This window comes from Pseudomonas sp. CFBP 13727, assembly GCF_014841915.1.
In the GTDB taxonomy this organism is placed as follows: domain Bacteria; phylum Pseudomonadota; class Gammaproteobacteria; order Pseudomonadales; family Pseudomonadaceae; genus Aquipseudomonas; species Aquipseudomonas baltica.
This window is the reverse complement of record NZ_JACYUT010000002.1, coordinates 364,212-386,150: the sequence shown is the minus strand read 5'-3', so window position 1 is coordinate 386,150 and position 21,939 is coordinate 364,212. Positions and strand designations below refer to the sequence as shown.

Here is a 21,939-nt window from a genome sequence, read left to right as displayed (position 1 = left end):
CACACTACCGATTGGAAGCTGCTTGAGCAATCCCTGTCGTGACGGATCCGGAAGTCAGCTGCTGCTTTCGAATACCAGGCTGCCGAAAAGCCTGGTGTGTACTGGTTAAATCACCACTGGCTGTACGGTATTACTTGCCAATTCGTCAGGTAGTTTCACTGCTACAACAACCCAGAGACCATACGGACATGCTCATCGACCTCCTGCCTGCCTTCGCCCTCTTCGCTCTGGTGTCGTCCATCACCCCAGGCCCGAACAACACCATGCTGCTGGCCTCGGGGGTGAACTTCGGTTTCCTGCGCACCATTCCCCATGCCTTGGGCATCAGCCTGGGTTTCATGCTGCTGGTGCTGGCAGTCGGACTGGGCCTGGGTGAAATATTCACCGCCGTGCCTTGGACCTACACCGCACTGCGCTGGATAGGCGCGGCCTACCTGCTTTACCTGGCGTGGTGCATCGCCACCTCGGGCAGCATGAGCGAGGCAGGAGAACAGAACAGCACACCCATGACCTTCCTCGGCGCCGCCGCCTTTCAATGGGTCAACCCCAAGGCCTGGGTGATGGCGGTCGGCGCCATCACCACCTATGTGCCGGCGCAGGGTTACGTTTATAACGTGGTGGTCATCGCCGCGGTGTTCGCACTGGTCAACCTGCCCAGCGTCTGCGTCTGGGCCGGCTTCGGCAGTGTCCTGCGCAACGTGCTTCGGGTGCCGCGCTGGTTGCGGCTGTTCAACTGGAGCATGGCGGCGTTGCTGGTGCTGTCGTTGTATCCGTTGTTGCAGAGCCCGGCACCTGTTTGAGGTGTTGGAAAGTCATCCGCATATTAGCGTTCCGGTGATGTATTGGGCTATTTCCTGATGGCCCGGTCTTGGGATATGCGATGAGTATGCGCCGGTTTCACGACGCGCTTTCGAGCTAGCATTGTAGATACTATGTTTATACAAAACGCTTGCGGCTGACTCGACACGTATCTACAATGTGTACACTTTTTCAGGAGGTTGCCATGGAAGTCAAGGTGCAGCAGTGGGGCAATAGCGCGGCGATTCGCCTGCCAGCAACTGTGCTCAAGATGATGAATCTGGTCAGCGGCGATGTGCTGAAACTCGATGTGTCCGCCGAGGTGATGACCCTCAAGCCTGCGAAGGCCAAGCCGCGTTACTCGCTGGCCGAGCTGATGGCGCAGTGTGACTTGAGCGCGCCGGAACCTGCCGACATGGCAGCGTGGAATGCCATGTCGGCCGTTGGGCGTGAGGCGTGAGGCGGGCCAAATTCAACCGTGGCGATATTGTGCGCCTGAACCTGAACCCCACCGCCGGCCGTGAGCAGCAAGGCGATTTCCGTCCGGCGCTGATCATTTCGCCTGCGGCCTTCAACGTGTCGGGCTTGGTCCTGATTGCGCCCATCACCCAAGGCGGGGATTTTGCCCGCCATGCTGGTTTTGCCGTGCCACTAAGTGGTTCCGGCACCGAGACGCAAGGCGTGGTGTTGTGCAATCAACTGCGCACCGTTGACCTCGAGGCTCGTGGAGGCAAACGCGTAGAGACGGTCCCCGAGGTGGTGATGGACGACGTACTGGCCCGCATTCAGGTGTTGATCGAGTAAGGAAAACAATACCAGCGCCGGCCCTCGCGGAAGAATCCATTGGAAAATACGCTGCAATATCGGCAGCGACACCTACCGGCCCACACTGGATACACCCATGAAATACAGCATCCTGGCTTCGCTATTGGCTTTGAGCCTGAACGCATCGGCCGCTCAACAGAGTCTTGATCTACCTAGTTGCGACATCAAAGCCCAGCGCGAGCTGGTGGGCGAAACAGGTGGCAAGATCACCGACCCTCGACAGGCCCACATCTCGGTACGAGCCAACATTCTCAGCGCGGACATCGGCACCACGCGAAAAACCCGCAAGATCAGCCAAGCTCAAGCCGACCGTATGATCGAACGTGTCGAAGTCGTCCGTCATCAAACCGACCAATTCGTACATCAGCAGGGCTTCTTGAGCGCAGCGGAAAAGCCAGTTTCGACCGAGAGTTCGACAGCCTCGCCATGCAGTTGTGCAAGCAGAAGAGTCGGAGTGAATAGGTCGATGGTATGCTCACAACGCGGATAAAACGCTCGACTCACAACACCGCAGCTCACCTAAGAAGAGCATCCGCAACCCAGCGAATCGATCGAAGAAGGTCACCTCATGAAACTGAAAGCTTTTTACTATTGCACTGCTTTCCTGTGCGCGGCTACGTTGGCTGGTTGCTCCACCAACACGGTCGTCACGTTGCAGAACGGCACACAGTACATCACCAAGGATGTACCTGACGCCAAAACGAAAGACGGCTTCTATGAGTTCGAAGATGTTTCGGGCAAGCAGGTAAGGGTCAAGGCAGACGAAGTGGCTACCGTGAAGGAAGAGGATTGATCCTGCCGTAACGCCGCGCCCCGGCGACACAGAGGATCACCGCTACTGTGACGCCGAACATGCCAAGGCTGACCTGTTCGTGCAGCAGTACCGCGGCCAGTGCCAGGCCAAAAAATGGTTGAAGCAGTTGTAGCTGGCCGACAGCAGCGGTGCCGCCCTGCACCAGGCCGCGGTACCAGAACACGAAGCCGATCAGCATGCTGAACATCGACACGTAAGCCAGGCTCAACCACGCCGGTGTGCTGATGCCGGAAAACGAAGCGGGCGCCAACCATGCTGTCAGTGGCATCACGACCGGCAGCGCCAACACCAGCGCCCAGCAGATCACCTGCCAACCACCCAACGTTTTGGAAATTTTTGCCCCTTCGGCGTAGCCGAGGCCGCAGGCAAGAATGGCCAAGAGCATCAGAATGTCGCCGGTCGGTGAGGCGGTCAGCCCTTGGGTAACGGCAAACCCGACGACTATCAGACTGCCCAGCACCGAGAAAAACCAGAACGCCGCCCCAGGGCGCTCACCACCCCGCACTACGCCGAACGCAGCAGTCGCCAGTGGCAACAGGCCGACGAACACAATGGAATGGGCCGACGTCACGTGCTGCAACGCCAGTGCAGTCAGCAGCGGAAAACCGATCACCACGCCCATTGCTACGATGATCAAAGGCAATAGGTGCTGACGTACCGGTCGCCGTTCCTTGAACAGCAAGAGCAGGCACAGCGCGAGCACGCCGGCGATGGCTGCCCGTGCGACGGTCAGAAATACCGGGTCGAATTCCAGCACAGCAATGCGAGTGGCGGGCAGCGAACCGCTGAAGATCACGACACCGATGAGGCCATTGACCACCCCGCTCGCGGGTTTCACTGTCGTTTGGCTGTGCACGTCAGAGGTGCGTTCCATTGAGTGTCCACTCCATATCGGGTTGCATGTAGCGCATCGTATGACCGACTATCGTGACAATCAAAAAATTGTCATGGATACACTTCAAGATGGCTCCCTCCCGGTACAAGTCGCTGGTAGATACCTTTGCAGCCGATATTCGCGCCGGACGTTTGCCGCCGGGTACGCGTTTGCCGACACATCGCCAACTTGCGGCTACCCATGGATTGGCCTTGGTCACCGCCAGCCGGGTGTATGCGGAGTTAGAAGCCATGGGACTGGTCAGCGGCGAGACCGGGCGCGGGACGTTCGTGCGGGAAACCTCACTGCCGCCCGGCCAAGGTATCGATCAGCCGGACATTGCCGCGGGCGTGATCGACCTCAACTTCAACTATCCGGCCATGCCAGGTCAGGCCGACCTGTTGCGCAGTGCCTTGCGCCAGCTGGCGTTGTCCGGCGACCTGGAAGCGCATTTACGCTATCAGCCACATGCGGGTCGCCTGCATGAACGGGCTTCAATTGCCCGTCATCTGATCCACCGTGGCGTCACGGTGGATCCCGAGCAGATTCTGATCGTCAGCGGCGCCCAACATGGTTTGGCGATAAGCCTGATGGCATTGCTGAAACCTGGGGACGTGATCGCGGCAGATGCGTTGACCTATCCTGGGTTCAAGTTGCTGGCCAAGACATTGCACCTTGAAGTGGTGCCCATTCCCGCCACCGCACAAGGGCCGGATCTCGATGCCCTCGCCTCGCTCTGCCGCCGTCGTTCGGTGCGCGCCGTCTACACGATGCCTACGCTGCACAATCCGTTGGGTTGGGTGCTGCCCGCCGATCAGCGCGAGCGCTTGGTGGCGATCGCTCGCGAGCATGACCTGACGATCATTGAAGACGCAGCCTACGCGTTTCTGGCGCAAGATCCGCCGCTACCGATTATTGAGTTGGCGCCTGAAAGAACGTTTTACGTGTCAGGGTTTTCCAAGAACATCGCCACCGGCTTGCGCGTCGGCTTCGTCGCAGCCCCTGTGCATCGAGTGGACGCGTTGAAGCGCACGGTCAAGGCCACGACCTGGAACACACCCGGCGTCATGACCGCCATCACCTGCGCCTGGCTCGACGATGGCACGGTCGCCGCGCTGGAGACGAAAAAGCGCGCGGACGCGCAGGCCCGGCAGGCGTTGGCTGACACGTTGTTGTCAGGGTTACCGGTGGTGCGTCATCCCTCTTCGTACTTTCTATGGCTGCCGTTGGCGGAGGATGCAAGGGCGGATCAAATCGCCCTGGAACTGATGCGCGAGCATGTGTCGGTCTCGACGGCCGAGCCGTTTTCGATCTCGGTGCACGTCCCTCATGCACTACGGCTGGCACTTGGGTCGGTGAGCATGGACGCCCTGGGTGAGGCGCTGGGCACCGTAAAGCGGGTGGTGGGGGCGTATATCTGATCCCAGTTCACCCAGGTAAGAAAACGAGACACCACGTCGTCTACTCGACCGCCGAATGCGATATGAGGTGAGTTTGGACATGTGGCCATCAAACACGTTTGATTGCGTACATAAAAGCAAAAACAGCCAGGATCTTGAAAGTTGCCAAAAACCCTTTAAGGGCCAAAGAATACCACTCTGTTCCTTCAACACAGTCCATGCACTGCAGCGACGCAGGCGAGCTTCCTGACTTCTTGAACTCCAGTTCGCGGCAGTAGCCATAAAACATGAACGACCAGAGAAGCATGACCGCGCCCAATGCTTTGATCTTGTCTCTGGATGAGTAGATGACCTCTGGCTCAAGAAGGTAAACCACGCCTGCCAAGACAAAAATCAACATGCCCACATAAGCCATTTTTTTTCGGCACCTTGGCGACGCCCGAAAATTGTTGAATACATCGAAAGGATGAAATGTACGGTCCCTCTGTAATCTATCTTCGAGGGAAACCAAATAGCCGGAGCAAAAAGCAAGCATCCCAATAATAAGAACAAGGATCATATGAAGCCCCGCATTAGCAAAACTGGGCAGAACACCGATCTACCATTTCCCGATCAGGCTGTGGCTCCCACGACCTCAATACTAACACCGGTACCCGCCATCGGAATATGATGCGGCAGTGGTGTCAACGCCCCCTTCTCGCGCGATCTATCGCCCGGCTCGGGTGCTAAAATCCCTCGTCCCTGGACTCCGCCCGAGTGATGCACTCATGCTCCTGAATCTCGAAATCCGCAGCTATGAGTGTGAAAACCCTCATCACTCCCACGATCATGCTCAATTGGTCCTGCCGGTTCGTGGCCAGATGGAAATCGATGTAGACGGTCGCGGCGGGAGTATCGATCAGTCATTGGCCGCCGTGGTGAGGCCAGGCTCGGTGCACTCTCAGCTCAGCCGCGCAGACAGCTGTTTTCTGGTGCTGGACTGCGCGCCGGCTCTGCTGGAGACACTTCAGATGGAGCATCTGGCTCGAAAGACGTACGTACCTATCTCCCCTGCGACACGACGGCTGATCGAGTTCGCCGAGCTCATCGGCAACAAGCGACTAGCCTTGGACGCTCCACAGTTGAGCGTCTTGCACGGCCGTCGCCGCGAGCTTCGATCAGACCAGCATCGACCAGCTGACTCAGCCGCCGCTGCGCGGTACGTCGGGCTAGCTGAGGATGCTGCGCAAGGATCTCTGCCAATGTCAGGCCAGACGCCGATTCAAGGATGGTTTCCTTCAGAGCTTCCAAATTTGGCATAGTGTTTTGGCGCGATTCGAAACAAGGATGGCGCAATTGTGGCGCGATTTCGAGAATCGCGCCAATTTATGGCGCGATTTATGGCGCGATCTGCAGAATCGCGCCAACTGTCTTGGACGTTGCAGGAAACCAACACCGGCAACGACAGCGTCCGGGAGCAATTTCCTTCAATACAGCCCCTCCCATGATCTCTACCGTCAGTGCTCCCTCGCCCGTTTTGAAGGTGCCTGATGAGTATCGTCGTTTCCATGGCCGTTTTTGCACTGGCCTCTTCCATAAGCCCCGGCCCGGTCAACCTGGTCTCTTTGAGTTGCGGTGCCCACCACGGACTGCGGGCCGCCCTGCCCCACGTCACGGGGGCGACTCTGGGGTTCATCCTGCTGCTTTTGCTCATGGGCCTGGGACCGCACGAGATGCTGAACCGCTGGCCATGGTTGACGCAGCTGATTCGCATGGCCGGCGTGATATTCCTGCTGTACCTGACCTACAGACTGGCAAGCAGTGACGGGCGATTGGACACGGCGCACGTGCAGACCCGACCTTCCGCCTTCACCGGCGCGCTGATGCAATGGCTCAATCCGAAAGCGTGGCTCGCGTGCCTTGCAGGCATGGGCGCCTTCGTTGCCGATGGCGATGTGCGAATGGTGTGGATGTTCGCACTGATCTATCTGGTGGTCTGCTGGCTATCACTGGCCAGTTGGGCCTGGGCCGGTGCCTCGTTGCGCGACTATTTGAGCAACACTGCCAGACTGCGCGGGTTCAATCGCGTCATGGCCGCGCTGCTCGGGGGCTGCGCCGTGTATCTATTGCTCGAGTAGGCACACCGCGATAGTGCCCTGGCGTCGTCGCCAAGGCGCGCTTGAACAGCCGCTGCAAGTGCGCTTGATCCGCAAAGCCAACGCGCGCCGCGACCTGGGCGATGTCTTCCCCCTGGCGCAGGCCATCGCGGGCCAGCTTGAGGCGGCAATCAATCAAGTACCCATGAGGCGTAAGCCCATGGCACGCTTTAAACGCGCGGATCAGATAGGAAGGTGAAAGCTGTACGGCCGACGCTATATCCTCCAGCCGCAGTGCATCAGCGCAATGCTCACGGATGAATTCCGCTGCCTGGGCCATCTTGTGCGGTTCACTTTTGGCGTCATTGCTGACCGGCTGCAACCGCGCCACCAGTCGCTGGAAGAACCCCAGCGTTGCACCCTGCATGATGTTTGGCGGGCAGTCGCTGGCCGTGAGCGTGCGGTACAGATCGTCCAGCTCGTCAAACAGACTGACGTCGGCGCTATAGGTCTGCGCAAAAGGCACGAAGTCTTTTTGCGTACCGGAACCCGGCTGTTGCAGCGTCGCGAGCCACTGGGCATCCACGTAGAACATGCGGTATGCCCAAGGCTGTTCGTGCACGGGATTGCAGGCATGCACCACACCGGGGTTCATGAGCACCACGCTGCCGGCACTGATCAGGCGGCTACTGTCGCCGTTCAAATAAGTGCTCTGCCCCTGCATGATCGCGCCAATGGAGAACGTCGAATGAGAGTGGCGCGCGTGGCTGAACGTGCGACCGTCCTCGACGTTGCGGATTTCCAGGTGTGCGAGCGCAGGATGACGCCAGTAGTGAGACATAGGTCCTTCCATCCCGTGGGGCTGGCATGCAGAAAGGGGCAGCGTTGCCGTTGGGCACGATTCAGCTTGATCCTGAGCTTATACCGAGGGTCGGCTCTCGGCCAACTGCCGTCGTGAGGGCAATGAAGGAGTAGCGATGCTAAGCCGGCGCACTCATTGCTGCTGCGTAATAAGCACGCCGCTGGTGCGACCCTAAAAGAGATCAGCAAGTGAGTACTGGAAAAATCAGCTGCCAATATGTTACGGTATAACATATTACTACTCACCTGAGGCAATGACTATGAAACCCGGAATCCACCCTGACTACCGCACCGTCCTGTTCCACGATACGGCTGCGGACGTCTATTTCCTGATCGGTTCGACAGTGGAAACGGATCGAACCCAGACCCATACGGATGGCAACGTGTACCCGTATGTCGCCCTCGATGTCTCGAGTGCTTCACACCCTGTCTACACCGGCCAGGTCCGCAAGACACAGGCGGAAGGCCGTATTGCCGGGTTCAACAAGCGTTTTGCCGGTTTCGCGTCGAACAACAAGTGACCCCTCATAACCTGTGTCGTGAAGCCAGTGCGCCCCGCTGGCTTTGGTCCTGGCGACACGTCCACTCGGCTGCACGTCACAGACCGTCGTGCCAAGCCCTCTATCGCGACGGTATGCAGTTAGACTGTGCACACATTTCAGGTATGGATCCCGAGCCGTGAGCGTGATTCTGATCAGCATTGTGTGCATCATCTTCTGGACCACTGTGTCATGGCTCTCAGGCACTGCGGAGCCGTGGGACGCAGCGGGTTACTGGACCACTGTCTATCCAGCGGCGCTGGTGCTGTCAGCCATTCTGGGGGCAATTTTTCTACGCCTGAGCCTGATAGCAGGCGCGATAGTCATGTTTGCCCAACTCCCGGTGGTCGTAGTGTCTGCCGGCGTTTCGCCCTTGCTGGCTGTGGGGGTCATCTATGTCGCTCTCCTTTCCATCCCTGCAATGATGATCTCCTGGGTGTCCGGAAAACTGCGGCTTTTTTGCAGCGGTTGAGTAGCGGCAGGCTGCTGGCCCCTCTGCTCGGAATTGATCCTTACAGTATCGGGTGATGAGGCATCGGAGATGCTTCGATGGCCAATATCCTCGATTAGGAGATGCGAGATGAAGGATCAGGACAACCATGCGCTGGTGAGCACGTTGATATTCCCCATTGCTCCCATCGTGGTGATTTTCGCGCTTTCGGCTCTCTGCGCAGATATGTGGCACGCAGCCCATTACACGCCAGGCGAAGATGGTGGTGAAGCTGAGCCTGCCATGGCGCTTATTCTGATACCGCTGCTGCTGACGATTTTCGCCATGGTCCTTGCAGGAATGACAGCACTCAATCGCTGGGTCGCCCGACGGTTCGCTCCGGGCGTCTGGTGGCGCCTCGCAATGGCCATTCCGCGAATGCTGCTGGCGGGCCTTTCACTGCTGCTTTTTCTCGTCTCCGCTGGTTTCTTCATGGGCGACGTAACGGCCATAGGACACTGGCAGGTAGTTTGCGCCTGGATTGCCTGCCTCATCGTAGTAGCGACGTTCGTTGTTCAGCAGTATCGCCGCCTGACTGAATGAAAATCGGACGTCGGCACCGCCGACGACTTCGTAGCGGCGGGTGGTTCTTCGATCTGGAACAGTCGAGGCGAAAGCCTCTGCAGTGCTGGTGCAGAGCATGAAGCGTTGATTGCGTATGACATGGAGACTGACGAAGTGGGTGTTTTTAGCCTGGTGTAAAACCCCACACTTGATGTCGCGGCAAAGGCCATTGCGGATTACCTGCGCGCAAGCCCGGCGATACCACTGCACAGAAAAATTTTGTAGACGACCGGTCGGTATGTGTTTACCATGCTGCCCATCATGAAGAAACCAGCTCAAGACATGCGGCAGCACATCATCGATGTGGCTCGTTCGCTGATGACCAACAAAGGCTATACGGCCGTTGGCTTGGCCGAAGTGCTGAGCACGGCGGGTGTGCCCAAAGGGTCGTTCTATTACTACTTCAAGTCGAAGGAAGAATTCGGCCAGGCTTTGCTGGAAGAATATTTCTCCGAGTACCTGGGCCGCGTGGACGCGCTCATGGCAAAGCCTGGAAGCGGCGCCGAACGCTTGCTGGCCTATTTCAACTACTGGACTCAAACCCAAGGCACTGACCTGCCCGAGGGCAAATGCCTGGTGGTCAAGTTAGGCGCAGAGGTCTGCGATTTGTCTGAAGACATGCGCGCTGTGCTCGAAGTCGGTACGGCGAAGATCATTCAGCGCATCACAGCATGCGTGGACATGGGCGTAGCCGACGGCAGCATTCATCCAGAAGGTGACCCTGCAGCCTTTGCTGAATCACTCTACCAGCTATGGTTGGGCGCCTCCCTGCTGGTCAAGGTGAACAGATCCACAGAGTCCTTTTCAAAAGCTCTGATCATGACCAAGCGCTTGCTGCACTAGTACGCGCTTTTTATTTACCCAATTCAGTAGACGACCGGTCCACTACTAAGGCTTAGAACATGAACGACATCAGCAATACCACTGACCTGTTTTCTCCCGTACGCATGGGTGCCATCGAACTGGCTAACCGCATTGTCATGGCGCCCGTCACCCGTAGTCGTTACGGCGAAGCAGGTATCCCCACTGAGTTGCACGCCACTTATTACGCTCAGCGGGCCACCGCTGGATTGATCGTGGCTGAGGCGACCAACATCTCGGCTCAAGGCCGCGGCTACGCGGCGACCCCTGGCATCTGGAGCGAGGAGCAGGTAGCGGGATGGAAAAAGGTCACCGATGCGGTGCACGCTGCAGGTGGCAAGATTGTCAGTCAGCTCTGGCATGTAGGGCGCTTTTCAAGCGTCGACCTGCAACCCAATGGCGAGGCGCCGGTAGCACCTTCCGCTATCCAGGCAGAGGGTAATACCTACACAGCCGATGGGTTTGTGCCTGTGTCCATGCCGCGAGCGCTCGAAACCGACGAGATTCCCGGCATCATCGAGCAGTACCAACACGCGGCCAAGAATGCCAAGCGCGCGGGTTTCGACGGTGTAGAAGTGCATTCGGCCAACAGCTACCTGCTGGACCAATTCCTCCGCGATTCCACCAACCAGCGTACAGACCAGTACGGCGGGTCCATCGAGAATCGCGCGCGTCTGACCCTTGAAGTGACCCGAGCAATCGTCGATGTCTGGGGCAATGACCGCGTAGGCATTCGCCTGTCACCGGTGACACCGGATGCGGGAAACACGCCACCGGACAGCAACGTCATGGGCCTTCACGGCTACCTTATCCAACAGCTCAACGCGCTGGATCTGGCCTACCTGCATTTTGTCGAAGGGGCCACAGCCACCTCCCGAGAAGTGCCGGAAGGTGTCGACATGGACGCATTGAGTGCCCAGTTCAATGGTCGGTTCATTGGCAACAACAACTACGACCTGGAGATGGCGGTCGAGCGGCGTGCAGCGGGCAAGATCGACGCTGTGGCATTCGGCCGCCTGTTCATTTCCAACCCAGACCTCGTCGCGCGCCTGCGCCACGGTGCCGAGCTGACCATCGCGCCTCGTGAGTCGTACTACGGCGGTGGCGCCGAAGGCTACACCGACTGGCCATTGGGTAATTACTAAGACCAGCACTTACCTACTCCCCTGCCCGGTTCATCTGGCACTCCCCAACGGTTAGTACGCGCCACCTACGCGGGAACACCGCCACAAAGGAACACGACATGAATTACCTGGACAAGAAAACCGCCATCGTCACTGGCGCCTCTTCTGGCATTGGAGCCGCCACGGCTAGAGCGCTGGCGGCCCATGGCGCCAACGTCATCGCCGCGGCCCACGAAGAAGCGGGCCTCGTCGTTCTGGTCAGCGAGCTACGTGCCGCCGGTTATGAAGCGGTGAGCTACGTAACGGACGTTACCTGCCCAGAGCAAACACTGGCGATGGCCCAGTTCGCCAAGGACACCTACGGCTCAGTGGATATCTTGGTGAACAACGCAGGCCTGATGCTGTTTTCCAACTGGGTCGACCTCGCCACCCGCGACTGGAACGCCATGATCGATGTGAATATCAAGGGCTACCTGAACGCCATCGCGGCCGTTCTCCCATTCATGATTCAGCAGAAGTCCGGCCAGATCTTGAACATGGACTCAGTGGCAGGGCATCAGGTCGGCCCAGCCGCCGGTGTCTACAGCGCTACCAAATTCTTCGTTCAGGCTATGACTGAATCCATGCGCAAGGAGTTGGGTGTGCACCACGGCATCCGCGTCAACACCGTAAGTCCAGGCGTGATCAATACCGGCTGGGCCGACAAAGTGACCGATCCCGAAGGCCGCAAAGCCGCCAAGGCGCTGAATGAAATCGCTATCGCGCCCGAGGACATCAGTCGCGCGGTGATCTACGCACTCAATCAACCAGCCAACGTAACTGTGAACGATCTGATCATTTCGCCGACGCGTCAGGACTGGTGATCGGATTATGCACGTCGATGTAACCCAGTGATCCGTCGAATCCAACTTCAGGAGAAACACCCTATGAGCAACAACATCAAAGCCGTGCCAACCAGCGATTACAACGCCGTCATCGAAACCGCCAGCAACTATGTCGAAGGCTTGCGTGCAGGCAGCGTTGCCATCATCGCGGAAGCGTTTCATAAAGACGCCGTGATGTACGGCTTCACCAACGGTCAACTGTTGGGCGGGCCGATCAGCAACCTGTATACGTTCGTCGAAACCAACGGCACGGCGCCAGACATCAGCACTCGTCTGGACGTGCTGGCTATCACTCCGACCACCGCTGTCGTACGCGTCGATATGGAAAAAGACGCGATCGGCGCTGACTACAACGACTACCTGACGTTGATCAAAATCGATGGTGCCTGGAAAGTCATTGCCAAGGTTTACCACCAATTCGAAGGCTGACTGCGCAGGCCTGTGCCGGTGCAAGCCGCACCGGCACTTCCCCACAACAGGAGCAACCCATGTCCAGAGTTTTTGTCATTGGCGCCGCCGGTAAAGTCGGCAAACGCCTTGTCAGTCTTCTTGTCAGCAACGGTCACGACGTAGCCCCACTGCATCGGCAGCGCGTCGATTGATTTGGCTGCAAGCACGCTCAGCCAACGATAATTTTTAAAGATATGGCTTTGAAGGCTTTTGGAGTTTGATGTATGGCAACAGTTGAATACAGCGCCGTTATCGCAACCACTGCAGAACACGCCTGGAAAGTGCTAAGAAACTTTGGGGAAATAGCCCAATGGCACCCGGCAATCAATGAAAGCAGCCTCGAAGATGGGCAATCAGAAAGCACGATTGGCTCAGTCAGACGGCTTGATCTGGCAGACGGAGGCGTTCTTCGCGAACGCCTTCTGGTACTGGATAACCCCCAGATGCGCTTAACATACAAATTCGAAGAATCACCTCTACCGCTCGACAACTATCGAGCAGACGTCAGGGTGATCAAGGTCAGTGGAGAGCTTCAGTGTGTCATTGAATGGCGTGCGAGCTTCGACGTCCGCGATGCAGAAATGACTGCCCACTTTGAAGCGCTGATCACCCGGCTGGTCGTGGATGGCCATGACAGCCTGGTGCTGTACCTCGCTCAGTCACCGCCGTGTAAAGACGGGCACTGAAGCCAGCCGGTTTGAAGGACTACTGATGCCCCATCACCGGCCAGCCTGCGATCTAAAGCGGCGGGCGCTCGAGGGCGACCCAGGCCTGCACGCTGGGGCGCTGCCATTGACGTTGCGCATACTCCACCAACGCTGAAGGCACAGCATCGCCATTGAGTATCAGCCGGTTGAGCATGAGCGCCAGATCGACATCCACTATCGACCATTGGCCGAAAAGATTTTCTGCGCCGTCTTTGAGCAGCGCTTGCGCCGTATAGAACAACTTGTCCGCTGACTCACGAGCCGTCGGCGACAAAGGGCCATATTGCTGACCATAGAACACCCCAGCAGTGGAGCGCTCCTGCCTGATGGGCAGCAGATCGCTGCGAATCCAGGCCTGAACCTGCCGCGCCTTCGCCAGTAGCCGAACGTCTTTCGGATAAATCGGCACTTCGGGGTAAACGCTTTCGAGATACTCCGTGATTGCTGAAGATTCCGACAAGGCAAAATCTCCATCCACCAAGGTTGGGACCCTCTGGGTTTGCGAGAGAACAGCGTAGGCATCTGCCTGGTGTTCAAGTTTCTGCAGGTCGACTGCGCTCATCGCAAAATCGATGCCTTTCTCGCGCAGTGCAACAAACACCGACAGGGCATAGGGGCTGGTGAACTGCGAATCGACGTACAAGTGCAAACGGCTCATGGACTGATCTCCTTATGCAGAAGACTCCACGCTACGAGATTAAGCAGAGAGAGGGAAATCAATGATTTTCATGGGGGTATTCTTGGTAGGAATGGGCGGTGTTGGGGTGTTGGTCTGGATAGGCTAGGGTCTGGGTCGATAGTACCCAGACCACGCGTTTATCGGCTCAGGCGAGTACCGGCTCGGTGCGGACCATGGCAGTCTCGAGGTACGAATCAAGCGTCCCAGTGGCTACGCGATTCCAGACCAGGCGTTTAAAGGTTGGCACAAGTGACAGCTTGTTTGATATCATAGCCTCGTCAGCACAGACCGGAACCTTCGCTTGAAGGGGTGTTGATTTCGGAGCGAAAGCTCTCCCAGCCAGTGTGCGGGATAAGGCGCAAGCCGAAAGAACAGGCCGATATTGAGACACGCAAAAAGCCCCTGTGCGTAAGCACAGGGGCTTTTTGCTTCCTGTCACACCGACTTTCCTTTATTGCGCATCTCCAGTACGTAACGCGTGTTGAATGCTTTCCCTTTGGGCAGCGAGTGGCGACCCCAGGTATCAACCTCATAAGCGCTGATGACGTGCATTCGCAGTAGATTCGTCGTTTCGGCGGGCTTGGTGATGGAAAAGAAAATCGCGTAATCATGTAGATCCAGACAAAAGTACCTCTGGCCACTGTTCTTGCTGTTATGCGGCACTACCATTCCGGTATAGAAGCGGCGCTCTATGTAGTCACGCAGCTGGGTGCTGCAGTGGTACCGCGAAGGGCAGAAATATCTATGTTCATGCTTGTGCCGCAGCGGCTCACCGTTGCCTTTATCGTCCGTGAAGCAATGAAAGCCGAATTCGAAACGGACGGTCAGCTGGTTACCAGCCACCTCGAAGGTCATCTCGAACGGCTGCAAATGCGCCATACTCTTGGTAACACCGTTGATGACCAGATGATTCCATTGCATGTTCAGTAGCAGTCCAAGCGCCCTGTGAAGCGGGCATTGTATCGTTGCTGAGACAGATTGCATTCCGCCTCCAGGTAGACCTTTCCAACATACCGAGATGAGCCATCACTTGATGCCAGAATATCCCTGCGGTTGGCATGCCGTGTGGCTGCTTTGGCTGTGTTGCGAAACTTGTGTTTGGCGCGATCAACAGAATGAATCGCGCCAATCTCCTTCCAAGTCACTCACCGCGAATCAACAACGCATCTACCAATGCCTTCGCCCCCTCGATGCAATGCACCGTGGCGCCAACCAGTCCTGGATCCACCACCCGGGCATCGCACATTTCAGATGCCGAAGCATGGGCGCACGTCAGCAGATGGGACAATTGCGTCAAGGCATCTTCCAAGGCAACACCGGAGTTAACACTGAATATCGGCTGCTGGTCCGAGCCATGGCGGCCGAACGGCAAGACGTTGGTTTCCGTGATTTCGATCATGGCCAATCTCCTTATCTACGATGAACACGCCAACAGGCCTACCCATGGGCAGTCACCTATGGGAGCGGGCCCTGCCCATTGGCAGGCACCTGTGGGAGCGGGCTCTGCCCGCGAATGCCGCGCCGCGGTCTATGTCCGCCAGAACTGCCAAAAGCGCCGCGGCGGCTGACTCTCGCACTGCGCATTTCTCCGTGCCTGCTCCATCAACGCACGCTGACGCTGGAAACGCTCGGCCAGCACACGACCATCGGTTTCAGCAAAGTCTGTCGGGAAATGAAACAACGGGTGATCGGAAGGAAGATCGACAACGGGTGGATCGGGGGTCGGCTTGACCATGATGCAACTCCTGACGGCTCGATTGAACCGCCACCTTCCGCTGCGAAACGGAAAAGGGTGGCAGCTGTACGCGGGTTCGCAGACCGGACCGTCAGGCACCCGGCGCACCCGAAGGTGCCCCACGCACAGCCGCCATAGATCGACACTGTAGGCGAAAAAAAACGCCGACAATGGATATGGAGGCGCTGCGCGCCTGACGAATTGTTCGAGCTGCGAAACCCGGTCGCTGAATTGGCAGCGACGGGCGAGAGGTTGGCGGAGGTGGTGGGGGAAGGCAAGGTTGGGGGGGAAGGCGTTGCTGGTCCCAGCCGATGGTTGAACGACCGCTTTCGGCCAGAAGCGGACAGATAGATCGACTCTAAATACAAGTGCTACTGAGGATGGGGAGACGTCGCATGCCCTTTAATCGCGCTTGTCGATGGGGCATATTTGTAGTGGTCAACTGATCCCGGACACTGAATTGAGTTTTTCCTCAGCGACCGCAGGCGCTAGCCCTTCGTTGAACTGATGCGGTCGCCGCCAGTTGTATCGCTCCATCAGGAACCGGCCGATATCCTGTTGCGCTAGCGCAGCGCTCATGTAGCCCACCGTCGGTATCCATTCACTTTTTAGGCTGCGAAATAGTCGTTCCATCGGCGCATTATCATGGCAGTTGCCGCGACGACTCATGCTCTGCGTGAAGCGGTATCGCCACAGTCTCTGGCGGAAACTCCGGCTGCCGTATTGACTGCCTTGATCACTGTGAAACAGCACATTTTGAGGCCGGCCACGCTGCTCATAGGCCATGTCCAGCGCTTTGATCACCAGGTCGGCGTCGGGCTTGGCTGAGAACGCCCAGCCCACAACCCGGCGCGCATAAAGATCGATTACCGCCGCTAGATAGTGCCACCGACCTTCGGCCCAAACGTACGTGATGTCACCGCACCAAACCTTGTCGGGGGACGCCACGCTGAACCCTCGATCAAGCACGTTCGGGATATCAGGCCGCTCCACGGTCGCCTTTTTATAGGCATGGGAACCCGGCTGTTTGCTGATCAAGTTCATCTCGCGCATCAACTTGCGTACCTTGAATCGCCCGATTCGCATACCGTCCTCTTTCATCATCAGCATGATGCTCCGGCTGCCCGCAGCGCTTCGGCTTTGCGTAAACAGCTCGTTCACACGGCTGCGCAAAACCACCCGTTCGGCATCCGGATACCGACGTTTCCGGCAGTAGGCGTAGTAGCAAGATCGGGTTACTTCAAATACCGAGCACAACAGATCAATCGGCTCTTGAGCCCGAAGTTGATCGATTAACGCGAACGCTCGTGTTCCTCGGCCATCAAGAGCGCGGTGGCCTTTTTTAAGATCGATTTTTCCCGTTCGAGCCGATTGATACGAGCTTCGAGTTCCTGGATTTTTTGCTGCTCAGGCGTCAGGGCTTTGCTGGTTGGAGTAACACCGCCACGTTCTTGCTGGAGCTGGTTCACCCAACGACGCAAGGCCGACTCAACCAGCCCAAGCGAACGGGCTGCTTCGGTATGGGTGTAGCCTTGGTCGAGCACCAGGCACGCCGCCTCGCGCTTGAACTCAGGGGTAAAGGTACGACGTTGCTTGGTCATCAGACACCTCTCTGTGGCGAGCATTCTCGCCTAAATGGGTGTCCGGTTTCATTAGACCACTACATATTCGTGTGCATAACGCCTGAGTTAAGTCGAGCCGCGAAGCGGGCTCGGCTTGAACGAATTGTTAGGCAGTCCTCGGATTGCTCCGCCGCAGATTGCTAGGCCTCGACCGCGGCCAAGGCCAGGTCGTTGATACGTTGCACACGCTCGATATGGCGCAGGCCCTCAATAAAGCCGGCAGATAGGAAGATGACGGTTAGATCCCGCTCAGGGTCGATCATCCATGCCGTCGAGGCACCGCCGACCGCCGCAATGCTTTGAGGCGATGCGGTGTGCCCGGTCGCGTTCAGGATGTGCCCACTCCCGCGGATATAACCACCGAGCAAGGTAAAGTGCGCCGCGAAATCGTTGAGGCCCCGCTCTTCGACCTCGAAGGCGGTCGCATCGTTGATCAAGCCGGGCGCATGATCCTGCCGAGCGTAGTCGAAGAGCGCGGGTGAGAGAACACGCTGGCCGTGCGCTGTCCCACGCCCGCGGAAAACTTCGGTGAACCGGAAGACATCTTTGATCGTGGAAAACGCATTCCCGCTCGGCATCTCTGCGTCCGCGTCAAGGAACTCATTTAAAAGGCGCAGAAGCATCGGTGTGGTGGGTCCCACATTCGCTTCAGTAAACGACACCGGAACCCGTCGAGGATCGTCGATCGAGCACGCGAAGCTGCTGTCCGCCATGCCCAACGGCGTGAACAAATCTTCTTGGGCAATGCGATTGAAACCGCGCTTTTTCGAATCGGTATTGACCAGGATCTGGCCCAACAGATCGTAGCCCAAGCCCGATGTGTAGATGCATTTGGTGCCGGGACTGTAGGCCGCAGGCAATGCGCACATCGCGGCTGTCTTGACCGCGAGGTTTCCGACCTTGTCCAGGCCAAGCGGAGGCGGAACGAGACCGAACGGCAGCCCCGCGGTGTGCGCCAGCAATTGCCGCACGGTTGCCCGCTGCTTGCCCAGTGCGCCGAAGCCGGGAACGAGGTCCGCGATGCGTGTATCAAGGCCGAAACGGCCTTCATCAATCGCTTTGAGGACGAGCGTCGCGGTATAGGCCTTTGACATCGACATGAGCAGGTATCGATCGTCACCTGATGGAGCCCGACCCGGAGCAACCGTTCCGAAGGTCGCCTGGTAGGCCACCTGACCGTGGCGAGCGACGAGGATTGAAGCGCCAAAGTGCCTTCCGCTGTCGATGTCGGCCTGAATAGAGGCACCAAGCCGGGCGAGCGCATCCTTATTCAAACCAACCGAGGGAGGTGAGAGGTCGAGGTTCATTGAGGTTTAGCCTTCTTTAATTGCTGCTTTGGCGGGCCGATGTCATCGCCTAACGTTTGGTTAAGGGGCCGCGGAACGCGATCCCGAACGAGCGAAGCGAGTGACTTGAACCACCTGTTAGGCAGAGGACTTCGAGCCGGACGCAGGTAATAAATACCGCACTGTGGCCAACCCGCGAGGGCCCTGCAAGCAACATATTGGTTTTTGCTGGGAACGCACTCATGCGGTCTGTTCGCCCCGATACGGCGTTGATGATCGGACTTGAGGCCTGGTAAGCAGCGAATGAGTTCGAGCGTGCACGTTGTTTAACAGCACAACTATGAATAGCTTCTATGCCCGTAACATGCCTCCTGTGCCTTTGCCGCCTAACTATTAATTAGGCGACATTGCTGTCGCATAACACACCTTGAGATGTCTGATAACGTCCATTTTCATGCGGTAATCCCTTGATTTGCATAGACGCGAAAATGGCAAACGCGACTAGGCTAGGTAAAAAAGCGACATCAAAGGCCACACGTACCAAACCTGCCAAGGCATCGTAATGGCTAGACGCTACTGATCGGCATCAAGACTGTTTTTTTGACGTGTCGAAATTACAGCGAACAAAAGCGGATCAAAGCAGGTGTGAATCGCCACTGGTCTTGTAGGCACTCGATGACCGCTATTGGCTTCAAGCATGGCGCAACCTAATTGTTATTTTTACCGAGTAGTGCGGAGCTTCATGCGGCCGACATAACCGCGTGTAAATGGTTAAATCTGCTTAGGCGAAGTCTTGTAGGGCTTTGATCCGCCGCCACATGAGCACAGGGTTCGAGTACATCGGGAAATGGCCGCAATCAGGAATGCACGCTAGGTGCACGCCTTGTGCTGCAATGTCCTTGAGGTAGGACAGGTGGGAATTGGTCACGCCATACATGTATTGGCGCGGGAATGGCAGGCCTAGAAATTTATCCATCAACTGACCATTGTCGGACAAATCCACCATTGATTCGAAAATGCCGCGCACCGCGCCGGCACGCACTTTGTGCGCCAGGCTTGCGGCATACAGCGCGCTCGCAGGGTCCGATGCCAATCGAGTGCGTTCAATAAAGTCGCGGAAAAATCGTACATCATCACAGCGATGATCGTGGATTTGGCGGCTGAGGAAACAGTCCTCAGGAGCGATGTTGCCCTCGATGTCGACGAAGCTCAGCACGCGCGCAGGATCTCCATGAGCCAACATCAGGCCGGTCAAACCTCCCATGGAGTGACCTACCAAGTGGAAAGTGTTGGTCTCAAAATGCTTGAGTACGGCCTGTGCCGTTTTCACCAGGAATGGAATGTTGATACGCAAGAGGTCGCTGCATTCGGTCTCACCGCAGCCTGGAGCATCGTAGGCAATGAAGGGATGTCCATCGAAAGCAGGCTGCAGCGTGATATCGGCGTAGTCCTCCTTGGTAGAGCCGAAACCGTGAAGGAACAGGATGGGCGCCTTAGGCCCACGGCGGTGAATCACCGACAGGTTGAGCTGCACACCGTCGATGTTCAGCGGAATTTTCTCGTGGGTGAAGCGAGCTGGGTGGGACACGGGGCGGAGCTCCTATTGCAGACATCCTCTATGTTGAACTCGCCAGATGATTTGTAAAATACTAAGTCACGAACCCTGTTATATGCCTAGCCTATGACAGCATGGTCTGCTTTGCTTGGTCGATCATGGCATCCACGAGCGGATTCTTATGCTCGCTGTGCCATGCCATGGCAGTAGTCACCACTTTCACCTCCGGGAACAGAGGCCGAATGAGTACGTTTTTTGGCGCGAGCTTGCCCATCGAGGTGGGAACCAGGGCAATGCCTTGGCCGCAGCTGACAAAGGCAACTTGTGACGAGACCGAGCGAACTTGATGCACGATCCGCGGGGCGAAGCCGCTGGCTTTGCACTGTCCAACCAGATAGTCGAAATAAACAGGACTCACATCGCGTGAAGCCATCACCAAGGTTTCATCGGCGAGGGACTTGAGAGATATGGAGTCACTCGCGGACAAGGGGTGATCGTTAGGGAGCGCTACTGCCAGTCGATCCTCGGACAACGGTAGAGATTGCAAGTGCCGACCGAGGTTGCCCTCAAGGCGCGCGAAGGCGATGTCGATATCGCCGGCCTCAAGAGCGGGGATAGCCTCCGCGCTATCGATCTCCCGAACCGATACCGTAATCAGTGGATGGTCCTGCTTGAACCGCTCGATCAGCGGGGGCAGTACATCGATCATTGCCGAAGTAATCGCCCCAATGGTCACTACGCCAGCTTGGCCGGCCACGGCCTCATGCACCGCCAGCTCCAATCGTTCCAACTGATCAGCAAATTTTCGTACGGCGGGGAGGATGGCGGCTCCCGCAGCGGTCAGTTGTGCGCCTCGGCGCGACCGAGTGAACAGTTGAACCCGTAAGGATTGCTCAAGCGCCTGTATTTGCTCGGTCAATGGCGGCTGTGACATGCCCAGCCGTTTAGCTGCGCGACTGAAGTTTTGGTCCTCAGCTACAGCCAGGAACAGCCACAGATGGCGTATCAAACGAAAGTTGATCACGGCGCTCTTCCATAGGTTTGGGATATGACAAGCTTAGCTTCTTCGTAATATACGTATCAAATCTCGGCGCAGATACTCAAGCCTCACCTAGTAAGAGGTCTGCAACCGATGAGCTCAAAAGCCCCGCTTGAGCGCCTGGCCGCACTCGACACCAACACGGTGTCGGACGCGCTGGACTTCCTCCAGCTCCCTGGCGCCACTAACGGCCTGATGCCGCTTTGGAACTGCCCGAAGATTGTTGGCCGAGCCAGCACTGTTCAGTTGGGGCCCAAGCAGGATGTGGCGCCCACCGTTCACCTGATCACCCCAGTAGTGGAGCAGATCACCACCGATGACCGCGTGCTGGTAATCGCGGGCGGCGTCGATGGTATCTCCAGCTGGGGCGACATCCTGGCAAACGCCGCCCAGCGCAAAGGTATTCGGGGCTCGATCATCGATGGTTTCAGCCGTGACATCCGCGGCAGCGCGGACATTGGCTACCCAGTCTTCGGTCGCGGCGTGACCATGATCAGCGCCCGTAACCGGCTCATCCAGATCAACGCAGCCGTCAAAGTTCGCATGGCGGGCGTCGAGGTAGAGGAAGGCGACTACGTGATCGCCGATGAATGCGGAACCGTGTTTGTCCCGGCCAATGCGATCGAGAAGGTCCTTGATTTGGCCGAGCGTATCGATCGCCGCCAGGCCGGCATGGTGGACGCCGTACGTGCAGGCCGCTCGGTCGAGGAAGTCATGCACGACACCCAATTCGAAGCTATCAAGGTAGAGCACTGAT

27 protein-coding genes and 2 pseudogenes are annotated in these 21,939 nt (G+C 57.4%); 18 read left to right on the top strand and 11 right to left on the bottom strand.

Translation table 11 applies throughout. The annotated features are described in order from the left end of the window. Positions 1-188: 188 nt before the first annotated feature. The 5 genes from IFT76_RS09275 to IFT76_RS09255 all read left to right on the top strand — a co-directional run bounded on the left by IFT76_RS09275 (position 189) and on the right by IFT76_RS09255 (position 2,416). Entirely contained in the window at positions 189-800 is a 612-nt protein-coding gene (locus IFT76_RS09275; RefSeq protein ID WP_192058045.1) for a LysE family translocator, read from the top strand. A 203-nt stretch (positions 801-1,003) separates the two neighbouring features. Then, the gene (locus IFT76_RS09270) at positions 1,004-1,258 is read left to right on the top strand and encodes an AbrB/MazE/SpoVT family DNA-binding domain-containing protein (protein ID WP_122801237.1); all 255 of its coding nucleotides are present in this window, start codon (positions 1,004-1,006) and stop codon (positions 1,256-1,258) included. Next, entirely contained in the window at positions 1,255-1,602 is a 348-nt protein-coding gene (locus tag IFT76_RS09265) for a type II toxin-antitoxin system ChpB family toxin (protein WP_185794411.1), read from the top strand. Before IFT76_RS09270 ends, IFT76_RS09265 begins: the two co-directional genes overlap by 4 nt. A gap of 97 nt (positions 1,603-1,699) precedes the next feature. Beyond that, entirely contained in the window at positions 1,700-2,113 is a 414-nt protein-coding gene (locus tag IFT76_RS09260) for a hypothetical protein (RefSeq protein ID WP_244647920.1), read from the top strand. 78 nt (positions 2,114-2,191) lie between these two features. Next, positions 2,192-2,416: a YgdI/YgdR family lipoprotein gene (locus tag IFT76_RS09255; RefSeq protein ID WP_122476182.1), complete on the top strand. Its 225-nt coding sequence runs from the start codon at positions 2,192-2,194 to the stop codon at positions 2,414-2,416. Here IFT76_RS09255 and IFT76_RS09250 read toward each other — a convergent pair. After that, a complete protein-coding gene (locus IFT76_RS09250) occupies positions 2,394-3,311 on the bottom strand; it encodes a DMT family transporter (RefSeq protein ID WP_192058044.1) in 918 nt (305 codons plus the stop codon). The genes IFT76_RS09255 and IFT76_RS09250 overlap by 23 nt on opposite strands. A gap of 89 nt (positions 3,312-3,400) precedes the next feature. Between IFT76_RS09250 and IFT76_RS09245 the strand changes: the two genes are divergently transcribed. Then, positions 3,401-4,732, top strand: coding sequence for an aminotransferase-like domain-containing protein (locus IFT76_RS09245; RefSeq protein WP_192058298.1), 1,332 nt, complete (start codon positions 3,401-3,403; stop codon positions 4,730-4,732). A gap of 88 nt (positions 4,733-4,820) precedes the next feature. On the opposite strand, the gene IFT76_RS09240 is transcribed toward IFT76_RS09245, so the two are convergent. Then, positions 4,821-5,270, bottom strand: a complete 450-nt coding sequence (locus IFT76_RS09240; protein ID WP_192053059.1) for a hypothetical protein — start codon at positions 5,268-5,270, stop codon at positions 4,821-4,823. A gap of 208 nt (positions 5,271-5,478) precedes the next feature. On the opposite strand from IFT76_RS09240, the pseudogene IFT76_RS09235 reads away from it, so the two are divergent. Together IFT76_RS09235 and IFT76_RS09230 are read left to right on the top strand one after the other, a co-directional pair. Then, positions 5,479-5,844, top strand: a pseudogene (locus IFT76_RS09235) (AraC family transcriptional regulator); the annotation flags it as partial. Positions 5,845-6,240: 396 nt separating this feature from the next. Further along, positions 6,241-6,828, top strand: a complete 588-nt coding sequence (locus tag IFT76_RS09230; protein WP_192058042.1) for a LysE family translocator — start codon at positions 6,241-6,243, stop codon at positions 6,826-6,828. Here the strand turns inward: IFT76_RS09230 and IFT76_RS09225 are convergent. Next, positions 6,779-7,627, bottom strand: a complete 849-nt coding sequence (locus IFT76_RS09225; RefSeq protein ID WP_244647918.1) for an AraC family transcriptional regulator — start codon at positions 7,625-7,627, stop codon at positions 6,779-6,781. The two genes, IFT76_RS09230 and IFT76_RS09225, sit on opposite strands and share 50 nt — an antisense overlap. A gap of 280 nt (positions 7,628-7,907) precedes the next feature. Here IFT76_RS09225 and IFT76_RS09220 point away from each other — a divergent pair, with 280 nt between their 5' ends. The 9 genes and pseudogenes from IFT76_RS09220 to IFT76_RS09185 all read left to right on the top strand — a co-directional run bounded on the left by IFT76_RS09220 (position 7,908) and on the right by IFT76_RS09185 (position 13,245). Then, entirely contained in the window at positions 7,908-8,168 is a 261-nt protein-coding gene (locus tag IFT76_RS09220; protein ID WP_122713851.1) for a type B 50S ribosomal protein L31, read from the top strand. 157 nt (positions 8,169-8,325) lie between these two features. Next, positions 8,326-8,658, top strand: a complete 333-nt coding sequence (locus IFT76_RS09215; protein ID WP_192058038.1) for a hypothetical protein — start codon at positions 8,326-8,328, stop codon at positions 8,656-8,658. A gap of 108 nt (positions 8,659-8,766) precedes the next feature. Next, positions 8,767-9,219, top strand: coding sequence for a hypothetical protein (locus tag IFT76_RS09210; protein WP_122476208.1), 453 nt, complete (start codon positions 8,767-8,769; stop codon positions 9,217-9,219). Between the two features lie 282 nt (positions 9,220-9,501). Next, entirely contained in the window at positions 9,502-10,083 is a 582-nt protein-coding gene (locus IFT76_RS09205) for a TetR/AcrR family transcriptional regulator (RefSeq protein ID WP_192058296.1), read from the top strand. Between the two features lie 59 nt (positions 10,084-10,142). After that, entirely contained in the window at positions 10,143-11,246 is a 1,104-nt protein-coding gene (locus IFT76_RS09200; protein WP_192058036.1) for an alkene reductase, read from the top strand. A gap of 98 nt (positions 11,247-11,344) precedes the next feature. Further along, a complete protein-coding gene (locus tag IFT76_RS09195; RefSeq protein ID WP_192058034.1) occupies positions 11,345-12,088 on the top strand; it encodes an SDR family oxidoreductase in 744 nt (247 codons plus the stop codon). A 63-nt stretch (positions 12,089-12,151) separates the two neighbouring features. After that, a complete protein-coding gene (locus IFT76_RS09190) occupies positions 12,152-12,538 on the top strand; it encodes a nuclear transport factor 2 family protein (RefSeq protein ID WP_192053041.1) in 387 nt (128 codons plus the stop codon). Between the two features lie 59 nt (positions 12,539-12,597). Further along, positions 12,598-12,699, top strand: a pseudogene (locus IFT76_RS20925) (NAD-dependent dehydratase); the annotation flags it as partial. Between the two features lie 84 nt (positions 12,700-12,783). Beyond that, positions 12,784-13,245: an SRPBCC family protein gene (locus IFT76_RS09185; RefSeq protein WP_192058032.1), complete on the top strand. Its 462-nt coding sequence runs from the start codon at positions 12,784-12,786 to the stop codon at positions 13,243-13,245. 52 nt (positions 13,246-13,297) lie between these two features. Here the strand turns inward: IFT76_RS09185 and yfcF are convergent, their stop codons facing one another. The 8 genes from yfcF to IFT76_RS09145 all read right to left on the bottom strand — a co-directional run bounded on the left by yfcF (position 13,298) and on the right by IFT76_RS09145 (position 21,167). Next, positions 13,298-13,924, bottom strand: coding sequence for a glutathione transferase (gene yfcF / locus IFT76_RS09180; RefSeq protein ID WP_192058031.1), 627 nt, complete (start codon positions 13,922-13,924; stop codon positions 13,298-13,300). Between the two features lie 456 nt (positions 13,925-14,380). After that, a complete protein-coding gene (locus IFT76_RS09175; RefSeq protein ID WP_122476218.1) occupies positions 14,381-14,824 on the bottom strand; it encodes a hypothetical protein in 444 nt (147 codons plus the stop codon). A 262-nt stretch (positions 14,825-15,086) separates the two neighbouring features. After that, positions 15,087-15,344: a DUF3077 domain-containing protein gene (locus tag IFT76_RS09170; protein WP_192053035.1), complete on the bottom strand. Its 258-nt coding sequence runs from the start codon at positions 15,342-15,344 to the stop codon at positions 15,087-15,089. Positions 15,345-15,473: 129 nt separating this feature from the next. Then, complete coding sequence (locus tag IFT76_RS09165) at positions 15,474-15,680, bottom strand: hypothetical protein (protein WP_192058029.1); 207 nt, start codon at positions 15,678-15,680, stop codon at positions 15,474-15,476. 438 nt (positions 15,681-16,118) lie between these two features. Beyond that, positions 16,119-17,281, bottom strand: a protein-coding gene (locus tag IFT76_RS09160) for an IS3 family transposase (RefSeq protein ID WP_126364779.1) whose coding sequence is annotated in 2 segments (ribosomal slippage) — positions 16,119-17,029 and positions 17,029-17,281 — 1,164 coding nt in all. Because the reading frame shifts where the segments join, the coding sequence is not laid out codon by codon here. A gap of 161 nt (positions 17,282-17,442) precedes the next feature. Then, the gene (locus IFT76_RS09155; RefSeq protein ID WP_192058027.1) at positions 17,443-18,609 is read right to left on the bottom strand and encodes a serine hydrolase domain-containing protein; all 1,167 of its coding nucleotides are present in this window, start codon (positions 18,607-18,609) and stop codon (positions 17,443-17,445) included. A gap of 760 nt (positions 18,610-19,369) precedes the next feature. Beyond that, complete coding sequence (locus tag IFT76_RS09150) at positions 19,370-20,176, bottom strand: alpha/beta fold hydrolase (protein ID WP_192058025.1); 807 nt, start codon at positions 20,174-20,176, stop codon at positions 19,370-19,372. Positions 20,177-20,267: 91 nt separating this feature from the next. Continuing rightward, positions 20,268-21,167, bottom strand: a complete 900-nt coding sequence (locus IFT76_RS09145; protein ID WP_192058023.1) for a LysR substrate-binding domain-containing protein — start codon at positions 21,165-21,167, stop codon at positions 20,268-20,270. 108 nt (positions 21,168-21,275) lie between these two features. Here IFT76_RS09145 and IFT76_RS09140 point away from each other — a divergent pair, with 108 nt between their 5' ends. After that, entirely contained in the window at positions 21,276-21,938 is a 663-nt protein-coding gene (locus IFT76_RS09140) for an RraA family protein (RefSeq protein WP_192058021.1), read from the top strand. The last annotated feature ends 1 nt before the right edge of the window (position 21,939 follow it).

Excerpts from the sequence above, each read along its gene's own strand:
- IFT76_RS09275 (WP_192058045.1), top strand. The coding sequence starts at position 189 with ATGCTCATCGACCTCCTGCCTGCCTTCGCCCTCTTCGCTCTGGTGTCG.
- IFT76_RS09270 (WP_122801237.1), top strand. The coding sequence starts at position 1,004 with ATGGAAGTCAAGGTGCAGCAGTGGGGCAATAGCGCGGCGATTCGCCTG.
- IFT76_RS09260 (WP_244647920.1), top strand. The coding sequence starts at position 1,700 with ATGAAATACAGCATCCTGGCTTCGCTATTGGCTTTGAGCCTGAACGCA.
- IFT76_RS09255 (WP_122476182.1), top strand. The coding sequence starts at position 2,192 with ATGAAACTGAAAGCTTTTTACTATTGCACTGCTTTCCTGTGCGCGGCT.
- IFT76_RS09250 (WP_192058044.1), bottom strand. The coding sequence starts at position 3,311 with ATGGAACGCACCTCTGACGTGCACAGCCAAACGACAGTGAAACCCGCG.
- IFT76_RS09245 (WP_192058298.1), top strand. The coding sequence starts at position 3,401 with ATGGCTCCCTCCCGGTACAAGTCGCTGGTAGATACCTTTGCAGCCGAT.
- IFT76_RS09240 (WP_192053059.1), bottom strand. The coding sequence starts at position 5,270 with ATGATCCTTGTTCTTATTATTGGGATGCTTGCTTTTTGCTCCGGCTAT.
- IFT76_RS09230 (WP_192058042.1), top strand. The coding sequence starts at position 6,241 with ATGAGTATCGTCGTTTCCATGGCCGTTTTTGCACTGGCCTCTTCCATA.
- IFT76_RS09225 (WP_244647918.1), bottom strand. The coding sequence starts at position 7,627 with ATGTCTCACTACTGGCGTCATCCTGCGCTCGCACACCTGGAAATCCGC.
- IFT76_RS09220 (WP_122713851.1), top strand. The coding sequence starts at position 7,908 with ATGAAACCCGGAATCCACCCTGACTACCGCACCGTCCTGTTCCACGAT.
- IFT76_RS09210 (WP_122476208.1), top strand. The coding sequence starts at position 8,767 with ATGAAGGATCAGGACAACCATGCGCTGGTGAGCACGTTGATATTCCCC.
- IFT76_RS09205 (WP_192058296.1), top strand. The coding sequence starts at position 9,502 with ATGAAGAAACCAGCTCAAGACATGCGGCAGCACATCATCGATGTGGCT.
- IFT76_RS09200 (WP_192058036.1), top strand. The coding sequence starts at position 10,143 with ATGAACGACATCAGCAATACCACTGACCTGTTTTCTCCCGTACGCATG.
- IFT76_RS09195 (WP_192058034.1), top strand. The coding sequence starts at position 11,345 with ATGAATTACCTGGACAAGAAAACCGCCATCGTCACTGGCGCCTCTTCT.
- IFT76_RS09190 (WP_192053041.1), top strand. The coding sequence starts at position 12,152 with ATGAGCAACAACATCAAAGCCGTGCCAACCAGCGATTACAACGCCGTC.
- IFT76_RS09185 (WP_192058032.1), top strand. The coding sequence starts at position 12,784 with ATGGCAACAGTTGAATACAGCGCCGTTATCGCAACCACTGCAGAACAC.
- yfcF (WP_192058031.1), bottom strand. The coding sequence starts at position 13,924 with ATGAGCCGTTTGCACTTGTACGTCGATTCGCAGTTCACCAGCCCCTAT.
- IFT76_RS09175 (WP_122476218.1), bottom strand. The coding sequence starts at position 14,824 with ATGGCGCATTTGCAGCCGTTCGAGATGACCTTCGAGGTGGCTGGTAAC.
- IFT76_RS09170 (WP_192053035.1), bottom strand. The coding sequence starts at position 15,344 with ATGATCGAAATCACGGAAACCAACGTCTTGCCGTTCGGCCGCCATGGC.
- IFT76_RS09165 (WP_192058029.1), bottom strand. The coding sequence starts at position 15,680 with ATGGTCAAGCCGACCCCCGATCCACCCGTTGTCGATCTTCCTTCCGAT.
- IFT76_RS09155 (WP_192058027.1), bottom strand. The coding sequence starts at position 18,609 with ATGAACCTCGACCTCTCACCTCCCTCGGTTGGTTTGAATAAGGATGCG.
- IFT76_RS09140 (WP_192058021.1), top strand. The coding sequence starts at position 21,276 with ATGAGCTCAAAAGCCCCGCTTGAGCGCCTGGCCGCACTCGACACCAAC.